Below are 21,982 nucleotides of genomic sequence, written 5' to 3' on the forward strand. Positions count from 1 at the left end.
CTTCTGGTCGGTGCCGCCCAGCTCCACGTCCGCTTCCAGGGCAACCGAGTCATAGCCCTGCACCAGCGGGTACAGGAACTCATGGATGGCGATCGACTGCTGGGCGGCATAGCGCTTGGCAAAGTCATCGCGTTCCAGCATGCGCGCCACGGTGTGCTGGCCGGCCAGGCGGATCATGTCCGCCGCGCCCATCTTGCCGAACCACTCCGAATTGAAGCGCACTTCGGTCTTTTCGCGATCCAGCACCTTGAACACCTGCTCTTCATAGGTGCGCGCGTTGGCCAGCACGTCCTCGCGGCTGAGCGGCTTGCGGGTGAGGCTCTTGCCGGACGGGTCGCCGATCATGCCGGTGAAGTCGCCGATCAGGAAGATCACCTGGTGGCCGAGGTCCTGGAACTGGCGCAGCTTGTTCAGCAGCACCGTGTGGCCCAGGTGCAGGTCCGGCGCGGTGGGGTCGAAGCCGGCCTTGATCCGCAGGGGCTTTCCGCTTTCCAGGCGGGCGCGCAGGTCGTCGACCTTGAGGATCTCGTCGGCACCGCGGCTGATCAGGGCAAGGGCTTCATCGATGGAGGACACGTTCACTACTCCCGGCAACGCCGTTTCTTCTTGTGGGGTGTTAAGAGCAAGTTAACCGCATCGGCTTCACAAAAGCCAATAGGCACAAGGGTTTGACGCGGTTTTCATAGGTGTCTATGGTAACCGGCGATCCAGCCCGTGCTCCCGGGCCAGCCAGGAAAACACCTCTGATGCTCAATACCGATCACGGCCGCGCGCGCAAACAGCGCTTCAAGGAACGGCTCCACGTCCTGCACGACAACGCCCTGCACCGGAAGCTCAGGCAACACCTCCCCGCTGCCTTCAACGAACGCTGGACCCGTCGCCACTGGGTCCATGCCAGTCTGTTCGCGACCATCGGCATGCTGGTCGCCACCATCGTGCCGGGCTTCTCCAGCACCATCGAGACCCCTTACCCCAACGCCCATACCAGCCTGGCGCTGCCGTTGCCGCCGCTGGCGCACGCCCGCCAGCAGGCGACGCCCGGCGACAGCTGGCAGGTGCTGCGCGTGCAGCGCGGCCAGACCCTGAGCGATCTGTTCGACGAAGCCGGGATCCCGGCGACCACCCTGCACCGCGTGCTGGACCATCCGGGCACCCGCGAGGCGCTGGTCAAGCTGCGCCCGGGCACCGAGATCGCCTTCGACATGCCGCTGTCCGGCGAGCTGCGGAGCATCCGCTTCAACCGCGACGAGGCCAACCGGGTGGAACTGGCGCTGACCGGCGACAGCATCAAGGAAACGGTCACCAAGCGCGAGACCAGCACCCGCACCGTGGTCACCAGCGGGGAAATCACCAGTTCGCTGTATGCCTCCGCGCGCAAGGCGGGGCTGTCACCGTCGGCGATCGCCACGATGACCGACGAGATCTTCAAGTACGACATCGACTTCTCCAAGGACCTGCAGCCGGGCGATCGCTTCAGCGTGGTCATGGACGAAACCTGGCGCGAAGGCGAACGCGTCGATACCAGCAAGATCCTCGCTGCCACCTTCACCAGCGGCGGCAAGACCTATTCCGGTTTCCGCTTCGACCGCAATGGCAAGGCCGAGTACTTCGACCTCGATGGCCGCCCGCTGAAGAAGAGCTTCATCCGCATGCCGATCCAGTTCGCGCGGCTGAGCTCCACCTTCGGCGCGCGCCGCCACCCGGTGCTGGGCAAGATGCGCATGCACAAGGGCGTGGACTACGCCGCCCGCACCGGCACCCCGATCATGGCCGCCGGTGATGCGCGCGTGCAGTTCGCCGGCACCCAGCGTGGCTATGGCAACGTGGTGATCCTGGACCATGGCCGCGGCCACACCACGCTGTACGGGCACATGTCGCGCTTCGGCAGCATCCGCACCGGCCAGCGCGTGGCGCAGGGCACGGTGATCGGCTATGTCGGCTCCACCGGGCTGGCCACCGGCCCGCACCTGCATTACGAATTCCGCGTCAACGGCGAGCACCGCAATCCGCTCAGCGTGACCATGCCGCCGCCGGAGCCGCTGAAGGGTGCCGAGCTGGTTGCCTTCCGTGCGCAGACCTCGCCGGCGATGGCACGCATCCAGGGCATGGAGAAGATGATCTATGCCGATGCCAGCCCCGCGCCGAAGGCAGCCGACGCCACCACCGAAGTGGCCAGCACCGCGCGCGGCAGCACCGGCAGCAAGCGCGGCTGAGGCACCGATCCCTCACGTTGACGAGCATCGACAGGGCGCCCAAGCTGGCGCCCTTGTTGTTCGTGGAGGTTCCATGGCTGCTTCGTTCGACCCCGCCCTGCCGCTGTACCTGGGCCTGATGTCCGGCACCAGCGCGGATGGCATCGATGCCGCGCTGGCGCAGTTTCCCGTCGATGGCGGCTGCCGCTTCGTGGAAGGGCTGACCCTGCCATGGGACCCGGTGCTGCGCGAGCGGCTGGTGGCGCTGGGCCAGGGCGGCGAACTGGCTTCGCTGGATGAGCTGGGCGATGTCGATGCGCGCATCGGCCTGGCCTTCGCGGCTGCGGCGGTGGCGTTGCTGCAGCACAGTGGCGTGGACGCGGCCCAGGTCAGGGCGATCGGTTCGCATGGACAGACGGTGCGTCACCGGCCCTCGGCGTCGCCGGCCTTCACCCTGCAGCTAGGCGATGCCAACCGCATCGCCGAGCACACCGGGATCACCACCGTGGCCGACTTCCGCCGGCGCGACGTAGCCGCCGGGGGACAGGGCGCGCCGCTGATGCCGGCCTTCCACCTGGCGATGCTGGGCACTGCCGACGAAGACCGCGCGGTGCTCAACCTGGGTGGCATCGCCAACCTGACGCTGATCCCGCGCGAAGGGACGCTGCTCGGGTTCGACACCGGCCCGGCCAATGCCCTGTTGGACGCCTGGTGCGAGCGGCATACCGGCCGCACCTACGATGCCGACGGCGCGTTCGCGGCCAGCGGGGTGGTCGATGCGGGCCTGCTGGCGCGCTGGCGCGACGACCCGTGGTTCGCCCTGCCACCGCCGAAGAGCACCGGACGCGAGCAGTTCCACCTGGCCTGGGTGCAGCAACAGATCGGCGACGGCCAGCACGTGGCCGCGGACGTGCAGGCCACCCTGCTGGAGCTGACCGCGGTGACCGTGGCCGATGCGCTGCTGCGCACCCTGCCCGGCGCCCGCCGGGTACTGGTGTGTGGCGGCGGCGTGCGCAATGGTCATCTCATGCAGCGGCTGGCGGCGCGCCTGCCCGGCGTGGTGGTGGAATCCAGCGCGCGGCATGGGCTGGACCCGGACTACCTGGAAGCGCTGGGCTTTGCCTGGCTGGCCCAGCGCACATTGGACGGCCTGGCCGGCAACCTGCCCAGTGTCACCGGTGCCGCAGGGCCGCGGATCCTCGGTGCGATCCATCCGGGTTGAGCCGGTGCGGGCCTGCCGAGCACGGCCCGGCGCTGACGAAGGGTCAGAAGCCGTGTACGGCGGGCAGCGCCTGCAACGCGGCGATGGCCTCGGCCAGCGCATCCACTTCGGGATCGGCGAAGCCGCTGCGTACTTCCAGTTCAGTGGAAAACAGCCCCTGCTCCAGCACCGCCACGCAGGTCTGGGCCTGCGTCCAGCCGCGCGCGACCGCCAGCCGCGCTATCCGGTCCAGGATCATCGGGTCTACTTCCTGCAGCAGCAGGTCCGCCATGCTTGTTTCCCCATTCCAGCGCACCGCCCCCACGGTGCCGACAGGCGATCATCCCGCACCGCGCCCGCGCAGGCAATCAACCGGCAGCGGGGGCGCTGCGGTCTGACAGGCGCGGCCACAACCAGGCCAGCAACAGCAGGGTCGGCACCACGGTGACCGCGCTGAGCAGGAAAAACGTACTGTAGGACGTGGCCTCGACGAGGTAGCCGGACACGCCGCCGACGAACTTGCCTGGCAGGTTGGCCAGCGACACCAACAGCGCGTACTGGGTGGCGGTGAAGTTGCGGTCGGTCAACGAGGACATGAAGGCCACCAGCACGGTGCCGGCAAAGCCCTGGAACAGGTTGTCGGCACTGAGCGCGGCGTAGAACGCCCACAGCTGGCCGGGATTGTGCGCCATCAGCAGGAACGCCAGGTTGGACAACGCCACGCCCAGGGCGGCGACCAGCAGCATGCGCCGGAAGCCGAACGCGGCCACCGCGATACCGCCAAGGAAGGCGCCGCCGATTCCCATCCAGACCCCGAACAGCTTGGAAACGGTGGCGATATCGGCTTTGTCGAAGCCCGAATCGAGGTAGAACGGCCCGGCCATCACCCCGATGACCTGGTCGGGGAACTTGAACAGGCCGACGAAGGCCAGCAGGCCGACGGCCAGTGCCACCCCGTTGCGGCTGAAGAAACTGGCGATCGGCTGGATGAAGGCTTCGGCCACGTCGATGCGGCGCTGCACGAGCGCCTCCGGGCGTGCCGGCTCACGGCAGAACACGGTGGTGAGGATCGGCAGCAGCATCAGCGAGGCCATTGCCAGGTAGGCCACGATCCAGCCTTCGAACTGCGCCAGGTACAGGGCCCCGGCACCGGCCAGGATCAGGCCGATGCGGTAGCCCAGCGTGTAGGTGGCGGCCAGCGCGGCCTGCGAGGCGTCCGGGGCGATCTCGATACGGTAGGCATCGACCACCGAATCCTGGGTGGCACCGGCGAAGGAGGCAACGAGCACCCAGCACACCAGCGGTGCGACCCCCTGTTCCGGGCGTACGAAGGCCAGCGCGACCAGCCCCACCAGCACCAGTACCTGCGACGCCAGCAGCCACGACCGGCGCCGTCCCATGAAGGCCAGCAGCGGCAGTGCATAGCGGTCCAGCACCGGCGCCCAGAGGAACTTCAGCAGGTAGAAAAAGCTGGCCAGGCTGATCAGGCCGATGCTGCCCAGGTCCAGGCCGACGTCGCGCAGGCGGGTGGACAGGGTCTGCGAAGCGATCAGCAGGAACGGCAGTCCACTGCCGAACCCGAGCATGGCCATGGTCAGCGCCGAAGGCGTGCCGAACGCCCGCTTGATGCCGGCCCAGCCCTTGTAGGACACCGGCGCGGCGGTGCCGGTCACGGCGCGTAGTCCACGCAGAACGGGGCGTGGTCGGAGAAGCGTTCGTCGCGGTAGATCGAGCAGCCGCGCAGGCGATCACGCAGGCCCGGGCTGACGAACTGGTAGTCGATGCGCCAACCGACATTGTTGGCGCGCGCCGCGCCACGGTTGCTCCACCACGTGTAGTCCTCGCCGGTGGGGTGCAGCACGCGGTAGGCATCGGCCCAGCCCCGTCCGCTGGCCAGGTCGGTGGCCTGGCCGTGGTCGGCGCACAACGCATTCAACCAGTCGCGCTCTTCCGGCAGGCAGCCGGAATTCTTCTGGTTGGACTTCCAGTTGCGGATGTCCAGCGCGGAACGGACGATGTTCCAGTCCCCGCACAGCACGTAATCGCGGCCACTGTGCAGCCACTGGTCGAGGATCGGCCGCAGCCATTCCATCACGTCGAACTTGAAGCCCTGGCGCAGGTCGCCGGAACTGCCCGACGGGATATAGAAGGAGACCACGCTGAGGTTGCCGAAGCGCGCTTCGATATAGCGGCCTTCCTCGTCGAACGGCGCCCAGCCCAGCGAGGTGATGACCTGGTCGGGCTCACGCTTGCTGTAGATCGCAACCCCGCTGTAGCCCTTCTTGGTGCTGGCATCGCGGTAGAAGCAGTGGTGGCCATCCGGGCGGAACATCGGATCGGACAGCTGGGCCTCCTGGGCCTTGGTTTCCTGCAGGCACAGGACATCGGCGTCCTGTGCGCGGAACCAGTCGAGGAAGCCCTTGCTGGCGGCCGAACGGATGCCGTTGGCGTTGAAGCTGATGATGCGCATGCGGGTCGATTCAGGGTGGCAGCGGAAACCGGCCCAGCATAGCGGTTCACGGCCGATGCGCCGACCGTGGAAGGACGCCGGGCCCGCCTTCTAGTACGCTTTACCTTCCAAGATGAAGATAGATTGAGTCAGATGAGCGACCATCGTCACCGTTTCCTGCAGTTGGCCCTGAGCGCCGACGCCCTGCGTTTTGGCCAGTTCACGCTGAAGTCCGGCCGGCTGAGCCCCTATTTCTTCAATGCAGGCCGTTTCGACTCCGGGTCGAAGATGGCCCAGCTGGCCCTGTGCTACGCCGATGCCATCGACGATGCCGGCCTCAAGTACGACGTGGTGTTCGGCCCGGCCTACAAGGGCATCCCGCTGGCCACCGCGATGGCCTGCGAACTGGCCCAGCGCGGCCGCGACCTGCCGCTGTCGTTCAACCGCAAGGAAGTGAAGGATCACGGCGAAGGCGGCCAGCTGATCGGCGCGGACATGACCGGCAAGCGCGTGCTGATTGTCGATGACGTCATCACCGCCGGCACCGCGATCCGCGAGGCGATGGCCATCATCCGTGCCGCCGGCGGCATTCCGGCCGGCATCGTGGTGGCCCTGGACCGCCAGGAGATCGCCTCGGAAACCGATCCGCGCTCGGCGGCGCAGGCCGTGGCCGAAGAAGCCGGCATTCCGGTGATTGCCGTGGCGACGATGGCCGACCTGCTTGATTTCGCGTCCGGAAACCCGGAACTTGTCGGCTACCGGCAGCCGCTGGCGGACTATCGGTCCCGATATGGCAGCCGTCCGACGCACTGAACGACCCAAGGGGGTGGTCGCCATGTTGAGGAATCTGTCCATCATCGCTGCCTTGCTGCTGGCCACGCCGTGCGTGGCCAGCGCGCAGCAGTCCAAGCGCCCGGCCAGGAGTGCCGAGGCGCAGGCGAAGAAACTGTATTGCTGGAACGAAGGCAGCGAGCGCATCTGCAGCGATGCCTTGCCTGCCGACGCGGTCAACAACGCACGCGAGGAGTTCAGCGCGCGCAGCGGCCTGCGCAGCGGCCAGGTCGACCGCGCGCTCAATGAAGACGAGCGCGCCAACGCCGCGGTGGCGGAGGCCCAGGCGCGGCTGGACGCGATGGCGCTGCAGACACGCCAGCGCACCGAACAGGCGATGCTGTCCACGTATAGCAATGAAGCAGAGCTGCGCCGGGTGTTCACCGAGCGCGTCGGCATCCTGGACAACAACATCAACACCGCGCGCTACAACGTGGCCAGCCTGCGCGATGCGCTGTTCACCGCCCTGGCCGGCGCCGGTGACAACGAACTGGCCGGACGTCCGGTCGCCGAAAAACCGGCGGCCACGATCCGCAAGCGCCATGGCGAACTGCTCGCGCAGCAGCGCATGCAGGCCACCTTCGAACGCCAGCGCGTGGAGCTGGATGCAGAGATCGAAGAAACCGTGCAGCGTTTCCGCCTGCTGAAGGGTGTTACGCCGGAGGCGTGACGGCGAGCGTGGCCCCTTCGTAGTGGGTCGCGGAGTTCGAATTACCGGGATTGGGCCGGGCGGTGGGGCTGCGCGGGGGACGGCAAGAGCCGCTCCTGCGGGCCTCGTTTCGCGCCATCCATGGCGCTCAACGCCCCCGCCCAAGGGTCAAAGTCGGTGAAGCTTCGGTAGCGCCGACCCATGGTCGGCGGCTCTTCAAAGGCAGGGGTCAGAGTCCTTTCGCGTTGCGAAAGGACTCTGACCCCGTCCCCAGCGCTGACAGGTGAAGGGAGCCCCTGAGTCAGGGGCGGCCGCGAAGCGGCGGGGTGTGGGTGATGGTGAGACGGGGCCCACGGTTTGCGCAGCAAAGCGTGGGAGCGGCAGCGCGAATGCGATGGCGTGGACCCGTGCCATGGATGGCACGAAACGAGGCCCGCATGGATGCGGTTTCTGCCGTTCCCCACCAACCCCTCCCGCCCTGCCCCCACCCCAGCAAACCGGCGTCCAGCGGCCCACCACGAGGGGCTCCGCCGTTCGCAGTACCTTTTACGCTGACTTTATGCGCCCGCAGCCGCGGAGAAATGGAGGCTTTACGCATGCCAGGCGGACCATGACGGCCTGAGGTGGAGCGGTTCCACCAGGACGATCACCGTCATGTCTTGTCTGTCGCGTTATGGCCTTTCTTCCCGGGCGGGGTGCTGAGCATGCCCGGCTGGCTCTCCCTGCTGAGTGGCGTACTGGTGCTGGTCGCCGCCGCCTACCTGGTCTACGCCGTGCTGCGGCCCGAAGCATTCTGACGGGCCACGGACATGACCGGAATCCTCCTTCTCCTCGCCACCAGCGTGCTGCTGGCCTGGCCCCTCGGCCTGTACCTGGCGCGGGTGATGCGCGGCGCGCCGATGCGCACCGACCCGCTGTTCCACTGGATTGACAAACCGCTTTACCGCCTGTTGGGCGTGGATCCCGCGCACGGCATGTCCTGGCGTGGCTACGTCGGCGCGTTCGTGCTCAGCAACGTGGTCATCGCGCTGCTGACGATGGCCGTGTTCATGACCCAGGCGTGGCTGCCGCTGAATCCGGACGGCATCGCCAACCTGCGCTGGGACACCGCGCTGCACACCATGGTGTCCTTCCTGACCAACACCAACCAGCAGCACTATTCCGGGCAGGCACAGCTTTCCTACCTTTCGCAGATGACCGGCATCACCGGCCTGCAGGTGGTCACGCCGATGATGGGCCTGGCGCTCGCGGTCGCCACCCTGCGCGCCCTGTTCGCCCCACCGCGGCAGGACGTGGTCGCCGAGGGTGACCGCCGCATCGACGTCGGCAACTACCATGCCGATGTCCTGCGGCTGTGCGTGCGCTTCATGCTGCCGCTGTGCCTGCTGTGGACGGTGCTGCTGGCCAGCCAGGGCGTCCCGTCCACCTTCGCCGCTGGCCCGCAGGCCACGCCGATGGATGCAACGGCCGGCATGCAGGAACAGAAGATACCGCTCGGCCCGGTCGCGGCGATGGTGGCGGCCAAGCAGCTCGGCGCCAACGGCGGCGGCTGGTACGGTCCCAACAGTGCCTTCCCGCTGGAAAACCCGACCGCGCTGTCGAATGCACTGGAACTGATCGGCATCCTGCTGATCCCGATCGCGATCATCTTCATGATCGGCGCGTTCACCGGCCGCCGCCGCTTTGGCTGGCTGGTGCTGGGTTGCATGGCCAGCATGTCGGTGGTGTCGATCGCGGCCACGGTGTGGCTGGAAGGCCATTCACCCACCGCGGCCAGCGCTTTGCTGATGGAAGGCAAGGAGGTGCGGCTGGGCAGCGATGCCACCGCACTGTGGGCAGCGGTCACCACCCAGGTATCCAACGGCTCGGTCAACGGCATGCTCGATTCGATGAGCCCGATGGCCAGCGCCGTAGCACTGGTCAACATGCTGGTCAGCGCCATCTGGGGCGGCATCGGCTGCGGGCTGCAGCAGTTCATCGTCTACCTGCTGCTGGGCGTGTTCCTGGCCGGGCTGATGACCGGCCGCACCCCTGAACTGCTGGGACGCAAGCTGGAAACCCCGCAGGTGCGCCTGCTGGCCCTGCTGGTGCTGCTGCAGCCGATCACCCTGCTCACCCTCACCGCGATCACGCTGGCGGTGCCGGGCCTGTCGGGCACCTCCAACCCGGGATTCCACGGCATCAGCCAGGTCTTCTACGAATACGCATCGGCCTACGCCAACAACGGCTCCGGCTTCGAGGGGCTGGGCGACAACACGCCCTGGTGGAACCTGACCTGTTCACTGGTGCTGCTGCTGGGGCGCTTCCCGCTGCTGGTGGTGCCGCTGGTCATCGCCGCGCAGCTTGCGGCCAAGCGTCGCGCGCCGGAATCACCGGGCACGCTGCAGATCGAAACGCCCACCTTCGCCCTGACCCTGCTCAGCGTGATCGTCATCCTGACCGTCCTGCAGTTCCTGCCGGTTCTGGTGCTTGGCCCGGTGGCCGACCACCTCAGCCTTGGCCTGCATTGAGGCACTCCCCATGAATACTGTCGTGACTTCTCCGCTGCCGCGCCGTCCGGCGCTGCTGGATGGCGCCGGCTTCCGCCGTGCGCTGCTTGATTCCTTCCGCAAGCTCTCCCCGCTGCACCTGGTGCGCAGTCCGGTAATGGCCGTGGTCATGGCCGGCACGCTGCTCGCGCTGGTGGTCACCCTGAGCGGCAATGCGCCGATGGGCTTCGGGCTGGCCGTCAGCGCGATCCTGCTGCTGACCGTGCTGTTCGGCAATTTCGCCGAAGCCGTGGCCGAAGCCCGCGGCCGTGGCCAGGCCGCATCGCTGCGGCGCGCCCGCCAGGACCTGGTGGCGCGCCGGCTGCAGTCCGCGCATCCCGCCGCGGCGCAGGAACAGGTGGCCGCGGCCGAACTGCGCCCGGGTGACCATGTACTGGTCGGCGAAGGCGAGCTGGTGCCGGCCGATGGCGAGATCGTGCAGGGGCTGGCGACCATCAACGAAGCCGCAGTGACCGGCGAATCGGCGCCGGTGCTGCGTGAGGCCGGCACCGACCGCTCCGGCGTGATCGGCGGTACCAAGGTACTGTCCGACCAGATCGTGGTGCGGATAACCGCCGAACCCGGGCACAGCTTCCTGGACCGGATGATCGCGCTGGTGGAAGGCGCCAACCGGCAGAAGACGCCCAATGAAGTGGCACTGACCCTGCTGTTGGCGGCGATGACGCTGACCTTCCTGGTGGTGGTGGCGACGCTGCCGGCGATCGGCGCATCGGTCGGCGTGAGCGTTGATCCGCTGCTGCTGATCGCGCTGCTGGTGTGCCTGATCCCCACCACCATCGGAGGCCTGCTGCCGGCCATCGGCATCGCCGGCATGAACCGTGCGCTGGCGGCCAACGTGCTGGCCAAGTCCGGCAAGGCGGTCGAAGTGGCCGGTGACATCGACGTGCTGTTGCTGGACAAGACCGGCACCATCACCCACGGCGACCGCCAGGCCACCGCCCTGCACGCGCTGGCCGGGGTGGACGTGGCCCGGCTGCGCGAGGCGGCACTGCTTTCCTCGCTGGCCGACCCGACACCGGAAGGCAAATCGATCGTGCGCCTGGGCCGCGAGCAGGGCTGCCGCAGCGCCGAGCCCGAGCATGCGCACTACACCGCCTTCAGTGCGCAGACGCGCATGTCCGGCGTGGACCTGGACGGCGGCCGCAGCATCCGCAAGGGTGCGGCCGATGCGATCCGCGCGCACGTGCAGTCGCTCGGCGGCGAGGTACCGGCCGAACTGGCCGGGCGCGTGGAACAGGTCGCACGCAACGGCGCCACGCCGCTGGTGGTGGCCGAAGGCCGCCATGTACTGGGCGTGGTCGAACTGTCCGACGTGGTCAAGCACGGCATGCGGGAGAAGTTCGCGCAGCTTCGCGCGATGGGCATCCGCACGGTGATGATCACCGGTGACAACCCGTTGACCGCCGCGGCGATCGCTGCCGAAGCCGGGGTGGACGATTACATCGCCGAAGCACGCCCCGAAGACAAGCTGGCACGCATCCGCCAGGAACAGGCCGGTGGGCGACTGGTGGCCATGGTCGGCGACGGTACCAACGATGCGCCGGCGCTGGCACAGGCCGATATCGGCCTGGCGATGAACTCCGGCACCCAGGCCGCGAAGGAGGCGGGCAACATGGTCGATCTGGATTCGGATCCGGCCAAGCTGCTGGCCGTGGTGGAAGTGGGCAAGCAGCAGCTGATCACCCGCGGCGCACTGACCACCTTCTCGCTGGCCAATGACGTGTCCAAGTACTTCGCGATCCTGCCGGCACTGTTCGCCGCTACCGTTCCGGGCATGGCCACGTTGAACGTGATGGGCCTGTCCAGTCCGCGCAACGCGGTGCTGGCCGCGCTGATCTTCAACGCCCTGGTGATCCCGGCGCTGATTCCGCTGGCACTGCGCGGGGTGCGTTTCCGCCCGGCCACGGCAACCACCCTGCTGCGGCGGAACATGCTGGTGTACGGGCTCGGCGGCGTGCTGCTGCCGTTCGTGGCGATCAAGGCAATCGACTTCCTGCTGATGACGGTATCTGCTGCATGAACACTTCAACGACGCCTCCGGTATCCCCCCTCGTTCCACCGCGGGCATTGGCGCGCGCCGCTGCCGAACGCGAGTCCCGCCTGCAGCACACCGCGCGCTGGCGTCCGGCGATCGTGCTCGGCGTCGGCAGCCTGCTGCTGGCCGGCGCGCTGTACGCGGCCGCCGCTACCGGCCTGGCGCGGCTTGCGTTCCCGGCGCAGTCCGACGGCAGCCTGATCATGGATGGCGATGGCCACGTGCGCGGCTCGGCCCTGCTGGCCCAGCCGTTCACCGGTGAAGGCTGGTTCCAGCCGCGGCCGTCGGCGGCGGGCCATGATCCGATGGCGGCGGCAGGCTCCAACATGGCGCGCAGCAACCTGGCGCTGGCGACGCGCGTGGCCGATGCCACCGCCGCCGTCGCCCTGCGCGAAGGCATCGCGCCCGCGCAGGTTCCCGCCGACCTGGTGACGCAGTCCGGCAGCGGGCTGGATCCCCATCTGTCACCGGCGGCCGTGCAGGTGCAGCTGCGCCGCGTGGCGCACGCACGTGGGCTGTCCGAAGCGGAGCTGCAGGCCATCGTGCAGGCGCATGTCGAGGGCCCGCAGTGGGGGATGCTGGGACAGCCGCGGGTCAACGTGATGGAACTCAACCGGGCGCTGGAGCAGGCCACCCATGCGCGGTGATGCCATGCGACGGCCTGCTGGCGCACAATCGCCGGCATGACCGATACCCGCAGCCGACAGGCCGACGCCCTCATCGAAGGCCTGCGGCGTGACGCCGGGGGGCGGCTGACCGTGTTCCTCGGCGCCGCGCCGGGCGTAGGCAAGACCTACGCCATGCTGGCCCGCGCGCAGGAGCAGCTGCGCCGTGGCGTGGACCTGGTGGTCGGCGTGGTCGAAACCCACGGCCGTGCCGAAACCCAGGCCCTGCTGCAGGGCCTTCCGGTGGTTGAACGCAGGCAGGTTGCCTACCGCGACCGGCAGCTCGAAGAGATGGACCTGGATGCCATCGTGCAGCGGCGCCCCGCGCTGGTGCTGGTGGATGAACTGGCGCATCGCAATGCGCCGGGCAGCCGCCACGAGCGGCGCTGGCAGGATGTGATGGAGCTGCTGGATGCAGGGATCGATGTCTGGACGACGGTCAACATCCAGCATCTGGAAAGCCTCAATGACGTGGTGCTGCGGATCACCGGCATCCGGGTCAGCGAGACCGTACCCGATGGCGTGCTGGACCGCCTGCATGACATCGTGCTGGTCGACCTGCCACCGCGCGAGCTGATCACGCGGCTCCAGCAGGGCAAGGTCTATGTACCGGAACAGGCATCGCAGGCGCTGCAGTCCTACTTCACCACCGCCAACCTGACCGCCCTGCGCGAGCTGGCCATGCAGGAAGCCGCCGACCGCGTGGACAGCAGCCTGCGCGAGGTGCGTGCGGCCGGTGGCGAAGGCGCCCTGCCGCTGCGCCGGCGCGTGCTGGTGGCGATCGATGGCGGCGGCCAGAGTGAATACCTGGTGCGCGTGGCGCGGCGCATCGCCGAGCGCCGCGATGCCCCGTGGACGGTGGTCACGGTGCAGCGGCGTCGTGCCGACCAGGCCACGCAGCGCGAGATCGACAGCGCCTTCGCGCTGGCACGCCGGCTCGGCGCCGATGCCGAAGTACTGCACGGATCCAGCGTCGCCGACGCACTGCTCGACCATGCCGCGCACAACAACGTATCCACGCTGGTGCTCGGCCGCACGCGCGAACGTCCGCTGGCGCGGATGCTCAACCGCACGCTCACCCAGCAGTTGATCCAGCATGGGGCGCATTACGAGATCACCATCATCAGCACGCCGCGCGCGCGGGCACGCGCACGCCGCGATCGCCTGCTGGCACCGGTGCCGGGCCACGCGCCGGAGCTGGCTCAGGCGGTGCTGGCCTGCGCGTTGGCCTGCCTGGTGGCCTGGGTCGCCGAACGCTGGGTCGGCATGGCCGACCTGTCGATGGTGTTCATCGTGGCGGTGGTGCTGGTGGCCGCGCGCACCCGCGCCAGTGCCGCGGTACTGGCTGCCGGCCTGTGTTTCCTGGCCTACAACTTCCTGTTCATCGCCCCGCGCTTCACCTTCGCGATCAGCGCGCGGCAGGGCGTCATCACGGTCTTCCTGTTCCTGGCCGCCGCGCTGGTGGCGGGCCGGCTGGCGTCACGACTGCGCATGCAGGTCATCGCCCTGCGCGCGGCCAACCGCCATGCCCATGCGCGCCAGCAACTCGGCCGACAGCTCAGCAGTGCCGCCAGCAACGAGGCGGTGGCGAATGCGGGACGACAGGCACTGGAACAGGCCCTGGACGCCCCGGCGTGGCTGCGCATCGGCAGCGACGTGACGGCCAGCGGCAGCGCGGTGCCCGGCGATACCGACCTGGCCGCCGCGGACTGGTCGCAGCGCCACGGGCAGCCCAGCGGGCGCTATACCGACACGCTGGCAGGTGCGCGGTGGTGGTGCCTGCCGTTGCTGGACGGCGAGGCCCGTTGCATCGGCGTGGCGGCACTGCAGTTTGCGCCGGCGCTGGCGCGGCTGGCACCGGAACAGCGCCAGCTGGCGATGGCGATGGTGGACGACATCGCGCAGGCCGCGCTGCGCACCCGGCTGGTGGCCGAACTGGAGCAGGCACATGTCAGCAACGAGACCGAGAGGCTGCGCTCGGCGCTGTTGTCTTCGGTGTCGCATGACCTGCGCTCGCCGCTGGCGGCGATGATCGGCTCGGCCGACAGCCTGGCCAGCTACGGCCAGGCAATGGATGCGGCGGACCGTCGGTCGCTGCTGGACACCATCATGCTGGAAGGCGAACGACTGGACCGCTACATCCAGAACCTGCTGGACATGACCCGGCTGGGCCATGACGGACTGAAGATCAACCGTGACTGGATCGGCGTGGACGAACTGGTCGGCTCGGCCGCACGCCGGCTGCAGCGCTACCAGCCGGAGGTGAAGCTGCAACTGGACATCCCGGCTTCGCTGGGGCCGATCTGGGTGCATCCGGCACTGGTCGAACAGGCGCTGTTCAACGTGCTGGAAAATGCCGCGAAGTTTTCCCCGCCCGCTGCACCGGTCAGCGTCAGCGCGCGGCTGCAGGACACCGGGCTGGTGATCGACGTGATGGACCGTGGGCCCGGTATTCCAGCCGACGAACGCGCGCGCATCTTCGACATGTTCTACAGCGTGGAGCGCGGGGACCGCGGCCGCCATGGCACCGGCCTGGGACTGGCGATCTGCCAGGGAATGATCGGTGCGCATGGTGGCAGCGTGCAGGCGCTGGCAGGCGAGCACGGACGCGGTACGCTGATACGCATCTCACTGCCCCTGCTCACTCCTGCCGGTCACTCCGATGCCCCTGACGCCTGACAGTACGTCCTCGATCCCGCCCGCCTGCGTGCTGGTGATCGACGATGAAGCGCAGATCCGCCGCTTCCTGGACATCAGCCTGCGCGCGCAGGGCTATCGGGTGCTGCAGGCGGCCAGCGGCCAGGAAGGACTGGAACGGCTGGTCGGCGAGAACGTGGACCTGGTGATCCTGGACATCGGCCTGCCGGACATGGAGGGCCACCAGCTGCTGGCCGAACTGCGGCAGTGGAGCCAGCTGCCGGTGATCATGCTGACCGTGCGCGCGGGTGAAGCCGAGAAGGTACGTGCGCTGGATGCCGGCGCCAACGACTACGTGACCAAGCCGTTCGGTACGCAGGAGCTGATGGCGCGGGTGCGGATGTTGCTGCGCACGCGTGCGGCGCCGCTGGATGGACAGCCGCCGGTGTTCGATGACGGGCACCTGCGGATCGATCTGGTGCATCGCGCGGTGGCGCTGGACGGGGTGCCGGTGACGCTGACGCGCAAGGAGTATTCGCTGCTGTCGCTGCTGCTGGTCAATGCCGGCCGGGTGGTGACCCAGCCGCAGATCCTGAAGGAGATCTGGGGGCCGACGCACCAGCACGATACGCATTACCTGCGGATACTGGTCGGCAAGCTGCGGCAGAAGCTGGGCGATTCGGCGCTGGAGTCGCGGTATGTGTTCACCGAGCCCGGCGTGGGGTTGCGGTTCAAGGGGTGAGATTTTTCGCCGGCGTGTAGCTGATGCATGGCTGAGGCGGGGGCAGGCCCCTGCACAGGACACGCCGCAAGTACGTCCATGTAGGCTTGTGTTCGGCTCCTGCCTCACACAGTCCCGTGCAGGGGCCTGCCCCCGCCTCCGGCAGGTTATCCGCGCGGCGGTGGGGGGGAAGGGCGTGGTAGCGCCGGGCCGTGCTCGGCGGGATGCTGGCTGGAGGGCTGGCCGCTGCGCTCGCCGACCATGGGTCGGCGCTACCGGGGATCCTTCTGCGCCGCGTGGGCGCTGTCTCAGAAGCCGAGGTCCTGGTCGCCGAGCAGGGGCTGCAGCTGGGCGCGGAACTGGGCCTTGATGCGCTCAAGCGCGTCTTCTGTATCGGCTTCGAAGCGCAGTACCAGTACCGGGGTGGTGTTGGAGGCTCTTACAAGGCCCCAGCCATCGGCGAAGTCCACGCGCAGGCCATCGATGGTGGAAATGCGGCCGCCCACAAACGGGTTGTCCCCGGACTGCGCTGCGCTCACCACCAGTGAAACCAGCGCGTGCGGCGTGCCATCGGCCACCGGCACCTTGATCTCCGGGGTGGAGATGCTCTGCGGCAGCTCTTCAAGCACTTCCTGCGGGGTTTCTTCGCGCAGCGCGAGGATTTCCAGCAGGCGCGCAGCGGCGTACAAGCCGTCATCGAAACCGAACCAGCGCTCGCGGAAGAAGAAGTGCCCGCTCATCTCGCCGGCCAGTTCGGCATCGGTCTCCGCCATGCGGGCCTTGATCAGCGAATGGCCGGTCTTCCACATCATCGGGCTGCCGCCGTGGCGCAGCACGAAGTCGGCCAGCTTGCCGGTGCACTTGACGTCGTAGATCACCATCGCGCCGGGGTTGCGCAGCAGCACGTCGGCGGCGAACAGCATCAGCAACCGGTCGGCGAAGATGATCGTGCCGTCCGGAGTGACCACGCCGAGGCGGTCCCCGTCGCCGTCGAAGGCGATGCCGAGGTCGGCGTCGAAGCGCTTCACCGTCTGCACCAGATCCTGCAGGTTGGCCGGTTCACTGGGGTCGGGATGATGGTTGGGGAAGGTGCCATCGACATCGCAGTACAGCGGGATGACATCGGCACCGATGGCTTCCAGCAGCGGCTGCACCAGCGCACCGGCCACGCCGTTGCCGGCGTCGGCCACCACCTTCAGCGGCCGCTCCAGCTGCACGTCGTCGGCGATCCGGCGCACGTAGTCATCGTTGACCTCGCGCTGCTGGTAGTTGCCCGGCGATGACGCCTGCGCCAGCCGGCCTTCGACGATGCGCTGGTAGAGGGCGGTCACCGCATCGCCGGACAGGGTCTGCCCGGCGATGACGATCTTGAAGCCGTTGTATTCGGGCGGGTTGTGGCTGCCGGTCACCGCCACGCAGCTGCCGGTGCGCAGGTGGTGGCTGGCGAAGTACACCACCGGCGTCGGCGCCAGTCCGATATCGATGACATCGCAGCCGGCGCGGCGCAGGCCTTCGGCCAGGCCAGCGGCCAGTTCCGGACCGGACAGGCGGCCATCGCGGCCGATCACCACTTCGCGCAGGCCCTGCGCCAGCACTTCACTGCCGATCGCCTGGCCGATCAAGGCCGCGACCTTGGGGGTCAGCTCCTCGCCGACCACGCCGCGGATGTCGTAGGCGCGGAAAATGCCCGCGGCCAGGCTTGCAGCCAGGGGCGGCGGCTCCGATGCGGCGCCGGCGCCCGGTTCGGCCGCTGCGGCAGTGGGCAGCTCGGCGGCAGACTGCGCCAGGCTCTCGCTCAGGGTCGGCCCCTGTTCTTCGGTGCCTTCGCGCGCGGCCCGCCGGGGCAGCGGCAAGCGGGACTTGCCGACCAGCAGCAGCACCGCGATCAGCACCAGCAGCAGCGCCACGATGGACGCGGCCAGCGCGCCCAGCCCCAGCGGGCCGGGTTCGATCGACGGCACCCCTGCGGCCAGCCGCAGGCTGCTGTTGGCCAGCGGCCGCGCCAGCACTTCACCACTGTCGGCCAGCTTGCGGTCGCCGCGTTCAAGCACGTTGTAGCTGCCCTGGCGCAGGGCCAGGTAGCCTTCGGCCGGTGCACGCACCGCATCCAGCGGGCCGGTGAGCTGCATCAGCGGCTGCCGCACGTAGACCAGCGCCAGGCCGTCGGACCCCAGCGGCACGCTCGCGGCCAGGCCCAGCCGCGCGCCGCCGGCGTCGCGCACCACGCGCGCCACGGGTTCCTCACTGACCAGCGCCGCCTCCAGCAGCGCCAGCCGGGCGTAACCAAAGGCGGCCGGATCGGCATAGGCGGTCTCCAGCGAAGCCGGCCAGACCTGCACTTCTTCCACGCCGGTCCAGGTTTCGCGCAGCGCCAGCGCCGCAGCGGCGCCGTCCCCGGCAGCAAGTGCCTGTTCAACGCGTGCGGACTTCAGGTGCTTGCCGAACTGCAGCAGTTGACCGTCGAGCGCCTTCTGCAGGCCCTGTAATGCGGTATCGCGCGCCTGTTCCAACTGGGTGCCGGTGTTGGCCTGGCGCCACTGCTGCACCGCGCTCCAGCCGAACAACCCCGCCAACAGCAACAACATCGCCGCCAGCAGCGGCCCCGTACGTCCCGTGACCGCCACGCCCTTCCCCTTGCTGCCGATCATCCTGTCCCCCGAGTCAGCGCACTCCGGTATGCCCGAACCCACCCGAGCCCCGCGTGCTGTCCGTGAAAGTATCCACTACCTGCAGGGCAACACGCACGATGGGAACGACAACCAGCTGTGCGATGCGGTCGCCGGGTTCGATGGTGAAGGCCTCGCGGCCCCGATTCCAGACACTGATCAGCAGCGGTCCCTGGTAATCGGCGTCGATCAGGCCGGTGCCGTTGCCGAGCACGATGCCGTGCCGATGGCCCAGCCCGGAACGCGGCAGGATGATCGCGCACAGGTTCGGATCGGCCACGTGGATCGCCAGGCCGCTGGGAACCAGGGCGGTATCACCCGGCGCCAGCACCAGCGGCGCTTCGGTTGCCGCGCGCAGGTCCATGCCGGCACTGGCTTCGGTGGCATACGCCGGAAGCGGCCAGCTGTCGCCGAAGCGCGGATCCAGCAGCTTCACCTGCAGCGGCTGCAGCGAGGGAGGAACCGGGTGCGATGCAGCGTTCATGCGGTCAGCCTTTGCGCGATGAGCGCGAGCAGTTGCGTGGCCAGCTCGGTCTTGGAGGTGGCCGGGAATACCTGTTCACCGTCCTGCCAATAGGCCGTGGCGGCGTTGTCGTCACTTTCGAAACCCGCGCCGGCCTGGCCCACCTGGTTGGCGATCACCAGGTCCAGCCGCTTGTCCACCAGCTTGCCGCGCGCGTATTTCTCCACGTCGTGGGTTTCCGCGGCGAAGCCCACCACCAGTTTCAGCGATTGGGTCTGGGTGGCCACCTCGGCCAGTATGTCCGCGGTGCGCACCAGTTCCACCACCAGCGACTGGCTGTCGACGGTCTTCTTCAACTTCTGCGGTGCGACCTGGCGCGGGGTGTAATCGGATACGGCAGCGGCACCGATGTAGATATCCGCAGGCAGGGCGCCGAGCACGGCATCGCGCATCTGCGCGGCCGAACGCACGTCGATCCGCTGCACGCCCGCCGGCGTCGGCAGGTTCACCGGACCACTGACCAGCACCACCTCGGCACCGAGCCGGGCCGCCGCCGCGGCAAGCGCATAGCCCATCTTGCCGCTGCTGCGGTTGCCGACGTAGCGGACCGGGTCGATGTCTTCGTAGGTCGGTCCGGCGCTGATCAGCAGGCGCAGCCCGGCCAGCGCGGAGGGGCCCGGCGCGGATGCGTTGCCGGCGGCGCCCGCACTGCGTTCGATGTCCACCAGCGCGGCCACGATGTCGTCCGGCTCGGCAAGGCGCCCGGGACCGGACTCGCCCTCCGCCAACGGCCCGTCCACCGGCCCCACCACCTGCGCCCCGCGCGTACGCAGCAGGGCGATGTTGGCCTGGGTGGCCGGGTGCAGCCACATGCGATGGTTCATCGCAGGGCATACGGTAAGCGGGGCGGTGCTGGCCAGGCAGAGCGTGGTCACCAGGTCATCGGCATGGCCCTGGGCAAGGCGTGCCAGCAGGTCGGCGGTGCCCGGGGCGATGACGATGCGATCGGCCCAGCGCGCCAGCTCGATATGCCCCATCGCCTGTTCCGCCGCGCTGTCCCACAGCGTGGTGCGCGTGGGCTGGCCGGACAGGGCCTGGAAGCTCAGCGGGGTGACGAACTGCTGGGCACCGGCGGTCATCGCCACCTGCACCAGCGCCCCGGCATCGCGCAGCCGACGGACCAGCTCCAACGCCTTGTAAGCCGCGATTCCGCCGCCCACGCACAACAGCAGCCTGCGCCCTTCCAGCGGGCGCTGCCGCGCCGGGGAAGTCTTGGGTGAGTCAGCCACCGGGGAAATCCTATGCACACAAAGACATTAGCTTAGCCGAAAGCCCCGTAGTGCCCCTATTCGGTGGGATATGACCGACGGATATAAGTACATGTATGCCAGCATTTAACGATGCCAGTTGTCGCGTCATCCGCTTGCATCAAGCGGCTGCCGGGACCTGCTCCGCCGTACTGCAGGACCCTACCGTGTACATCCGCACCATCATTGCCGACGACCACCCGATCATCCTGCATGGCGCACGCGTGGTGCTGGAGAACGCCCACATCGATGTGGTCGGCGAAGCCTCCGGGGGCACCCACCTGCTCGCGCTGCTCGACCGCCAACCGTGCGACGTGGTGCTGACCGACCTGACCATGCCCGGCAAGGGCCCCGATGGACCCGAGCTGCTCGACTGCATCCGCGTGGCGCACCCCTGGCTGCCGCTGGTGGTCCTGACCGGCACCGCCAGCCCCACCGTGCTGATCACCCTGCTGCGCTGCGGGGTGCACGGTGCGCTGGACAAGGCCGCCGACTTCGACGAACTGGCACAGGCGGTACGCAGCGCCGCCGCCGGCCAGACCTATGTTTCCCAGCACCTGCGCTCGCATCTCGAAGCCCGCGACCTGGCCCACCGGGCAACGCCGGCGTCGTTGTCGCAGGGCGAGCGTGATGTGCTGGAAGGCCTCGGTCGCGGCATGAACCTCAGCATGATCGCCCAGCAGCGGGGGCGCAGTCCGAAGACCGTCAGCCGGCAGAAATCCGATGCGATGCGCAAACTCGGGCTGACCGGAAACCACGAGCTCCACGCCTTCCTGCGCACTTACCCGATCAAGGGCTCGCGCCCCTCCTGACACGCCGTGCTGGATCTGTCCCATGGGCCGCGGCCGCGTGCCCGGCCACACTGGGGGCCATGACGATCCATGACTGGCCCGCACCGGAACGCCCCCGCGAACGCCTGCTCTCGCAAGGCCCCGGCGTGCTGTCCGATGCGGAACTGCTGGCCATTTTCCTCGGCTCGGGCACGCGCGGACGCGATGCGGTGCAGACCGCACGAGACCTGCTGGTCCAGCATGGCCCGCTGCGCAGGTTGCTGGACCTGCCCGCCCCGCAGCTGGCCCGGCTGCCCGGGCTGGGGCCGGCACGCAGCTGCGCGCTGGCGGCGGCCATGGAACTGGCGCAACGGCATCTCGCTGCCCAGCTGGTCCACGGCGACTGCGTGGGGCAGTCACCGGCGGTGGCCGCCCGCTTCCTGCAGCACCGCCTGCGCGGGCGTCCGAACGAGGTCTTCGCGGCCCTGTTCATGGACAACCAGCACCGTCTGCTGGCGTATGAAGAGCTGTTCCAGGGTACGGTCAACGCCGCGTCGATCTACCCGCGCGAAGTGGTCCGCCGGGCGCTGGCGCTGAACGCGGCCGCGGTGATCGTCAGCCACAACCACCCTTCCGGGGACGCCGAACCGTCGGCCGCCGACCACCAGGCCACCGCTGAACTGCAGGCCTTGCTGGCCCACCTGGATGTCCGCCTGCTGGATCATCTGGTGATCGGTGAAGGCGCGCCGGTGTCGTTTGCTGAACGGGGCTGGCTCGGCCCGGCCAGCGCCCTACCGCCGCGGCGCTGAGCTGCCGCAGGCCCTGCCGGCGCGCCCTCCAGCCCGGC

General features: G+C 68.7%; 19 protein-coding genes (1 of these 19 cut by a window edge). 12 read left to right on the plus strand and 7 right to left on the minus strand.

Features of this window, described 5'->3' with window-relative positions:
* Positions 1–576, minus strand: the start of a protein-coding gene (tyrS, locus tag QE373_RS16880; RefSeq protein ID WP_057687541.1) for a tyrosine--tRNA ligase. The gene continues 636 nt to the left of window position 1, outside the view; the window shows 576 of its 1,212 coding nt (coding positions 1–576); it begins with the start codon at positions 574–576; its stop codon lies off the left edge, out of view.
* 170 nt (positions 577–746) lie between these two features.
* On the opposite strand from tyrS, the gene QE373_RS16885 reads away from it, so the two are divergent.
* Both QE373_RS16885 and QE373_RS16890 read left to right on the plus strand, forming a co-directional pair.
* The gene (locus QE373_RS16885; RefSeq protein ID WP_309688734.1) at positions 747–2,213 is read left to right on the plus strand and encodes a peptidoglycan DD-metalloendopeptidase family protein; all 1,467 of its coding nucleotides are present in this window, start codon (positions 747–749) and stop codon (positions 2,211–2,213) included.
* 73 nt (positions 2,214–2,286) lie between these two features.
* Positions 2,287–3,414, plus strand: coding sequence for an anhydro-N-acetylmuramic acid kinase (locus QE373_RS16890; protein ID WP_309688736.1), 1,128 nt, complete (start codon positions 2,287–2,289; stop codon positions 3,412–3,414).
* 43 nt (positions 3,415–3,457) lie between these two features.
* Here the strand turns inward: QE373_RS16890 and QE373_RS16895 are convergent, their stop codons facing one another.
* From QE373_RS16895 to QE373_RS16905, 3 genes are all read right to left on the minus strand, one after another.
* On the minus strand, positions 3,458–3,685 hold the full coding sequence (locus QE373_RS16895) for a hypothetical protein (RefSeq protein WP_309688739.1): 228 nt from the start codon (positions 3,683–3,685) through the stop codon (positions 3,458–3,460).
* 76 nt (positions 3,686–3,761) lie between these two features.
* A complete protein-coding gene (locus tag QE373_RS16900) occupies positions 3,762–5,066 on the minus strand; it encodes an MFS transporter (RefSeq protein ID WP_309688744.1) in 1,305 nt (434 codons plus the stop codon).
* Positions 5,063–5,863, minus strand: a complete 801-nt coding sequence (locus QE373_RS16905; RefSeq protein WP_057687539.1) for an exodeoxyribonuclease III — start codon at positions 5,861–5,863, stop codon at positions 5,063–5,065. The genes QE373_RS16900 and QE373_RS16905 overlap by 4 nt, the downstream gene beginning before the upstream one ends.
* Positions 5,864–5,995: 132 nt before the next feature.
* On the opposite strand from QE373_RS16905, the gene pyrE reads away from it, so the two are divergent.
* The 8 genes from pyrE (at position 5,996) to QE373_RS16945 (ending at position 15,950) form a co-directional block, all read left to right on the plus strand.
* Positions 5,996–6,655 carry an orotate phosphoribosyltransferase gene (gene pyrE, locus QE373_RS16910; RefSeq protein WP_042615474.1) on the plus strand — a complete coding sequence of 220 codons (660 nt, stop codon included), beginning with the start codon at positions 5,996–5,998 and terminating at the stop codon, positions 6,653–6,655.
* A gap of 22 nt (positions 6,656–6,677) precedes the next feature.
* The gene (locus QE373_RS16915; protein ID WP_309688748.1) at positions 6,678–7,343 is read left to right on the plus strand and encodes a hypothetical protein; all 666 of its coding nucleotides are present in this window, start codon (positions 6,678–6,680) and stop codon (positions 7,341–7,343) included.
* A gap of 683 nt (positions 7,344–8,026) precedes the next feature.
* Complete coding sequence (locus tag QE373_RS16920) at positions 8,027–8,119, plus strand: potassium-transporting ATPase subunit F (RefSeq protein WP_042613345.1); 93 nt, start codon at positions 8,027–8,029, stop codon at positions 8,117–8,119.
* Positions 8,120–8,131: 12 nt separating this feature from the next.
* Complete coding sequence (gene kdpA / locus QE373_RS16925; protein WP_309688752.1) at positions 8,132–9,832, plus strand: potassium-transporting ATPase subunit KdpA; 1,701 nt, start codon at positions 8,132–8,134, stop codon at positions 9,830–9,832.
* Positions 9,833–9,842: 10 nt separating this feature from the next.
* On the plus strand, positions 9,843–11,891 hold the full coding sequence (gene kdpB, locus QE373_RS16930; protein WP_309688754.1) for a potassium-transporting ATPase subunit KdpB: 2,049 nt from the start codon (positions 9,843–9,845) through the stop codon (positions 11,889–11,891).
* Positions 11,888–12,553, plus strand: coding sequence for a potassium-transporting ATPase subunit KdpC (gene kdpC / locus QE373_RS16935; RefSeq protein WP_309688760.1), 666 nt, complete (start codon positions 11,888–11,890; stop codon positions 12,551–12,553). Before kdpB ends, kdpC begins: the two co-directional genes overlap by 4 nt.
* A 36-nt stretch (positions 12,554–12,589) precedes the next feature.
* The gene (locus QE373_RS16940) at positions 12,590–15,250 is read left to right on the plus strand and encodes a sensor histidine kinase KdpD (protein ID WP_309688763.1); all 2,661 of its coding nucleotides are present in this window, start codon (positions 12,590–12,592) and stop codon (positions 15,248–15,250) included.
* Positions 15,234–15,950: a response regulator transcription factor gene (locus QE373_RS16945; protein ID WP_123699857.1), complete on the plus strand. Its 717-nt coding sequence runs from the start codon at positions 15,234–15,236 to the stop codon at positions 15,948–15,950. The genes QE373_RS16940 and QE373_RS16945 overlap by 17 nt, the downstream gene beginning before the upstream one ends.
* A gap of 287 nt (positions 15,951–16,237) precedes the next feature.
* On the opposite strand, the gene QE373_RS16950 is transcribed toward QE373_RS16945, so the two are convergent.
* From QE373_RS16950 to coaBC, 3 genes are all read right to left on the minus strand, one after another.
* Positions 16,238–18,514: a phosphomannomutase/phosphoglucomutase gene (locus QE373_RS16950; protein WP_309689888.1), complete on the minus strand. Its 2,277-nt coding sequence runs from the start codon at positions 18,512–18,514 to the stop codon at positions 16,238–16,240.
* A 76-nt stretch (positions 18,515–18,590) separates the two neighbouring features.
* Positions 18,591–19,079: a dUTP diphosphatase gene (gene dut / locus QE373_RS16955; RefSeq protein WP_057687433.1), complete on the minus strand. Its 489-nt coding sequence runs from the start codon at positions 19,077–19,079 to the stop codon at positions 18,591–18,593.
* Positions 19,076–20,347: a bifunctional phosphopantothenoylcysteine decarboxylase/phosphopantothenate--cysteine ligase CoaBC gene (coaBC, locus tag QE373_RS16960; RefSeq protein WP_309688770.1), complete on the minus strand. Its 1,272-nt coding sequence runs from the start codon at positions 20,345–20,347 to the stop codon at positions 19,076–19,078. The genes dut and coaBC overlap by 4 nt, the downstream gene beginning before the upstream one ends.
* A gap of 185 nt (positions 20,348–20,532) precedes the next feature.
* Between coaBC and QE373_RS16965 the strand changes: the two genes are divergently transcribed.
* Together QE373_RS16965 and radC are read left to right on the plus strand one after the other, a co-directional pair.
* Positions 20,533–21,177 carry a response regulator transcription factor gene (locus QE373_RS16965; RefSeq protein ID WP_309688772.1) on the plus strand — a complete coding sequence of 215 codons (645 nt, stop codon included), beginning with the start codon at positions 20,533–20,535 and terminating at the stop codon, positions 21,175–21,177.
* A gap of 59 nt (positions 21,178–21,236) precedes the next feature.
* The gene (gene radC / locus QE373_RS16970; RefSeq protein ID WP_309688774.1) at positions 21,237–21,944 is read left to right on the plus strand and encodes a DNA repair protein RadC; all 708 of its coding nucleotides are present in this window, start codon (positions 21,237–21,239) and stop codon (positions 21,942–21,944) included.
* The last annotated feature ends 38 nt before the right edge of the window (positions 21,945–21,982 follow it).

Origin of the sequence: Stenotrophomonas sp. SORGH_AS_0321 (assembly GCF_031453215.1) — a bacterium.
Taxonomy (GTDB): Bacteria; Pseudomonadota; Gammaproteobacteria; order Xanthomonadales; family Xanthomonadaceae; genus Stenotrophomonas; species Stenotrophomonas chelatiphaga.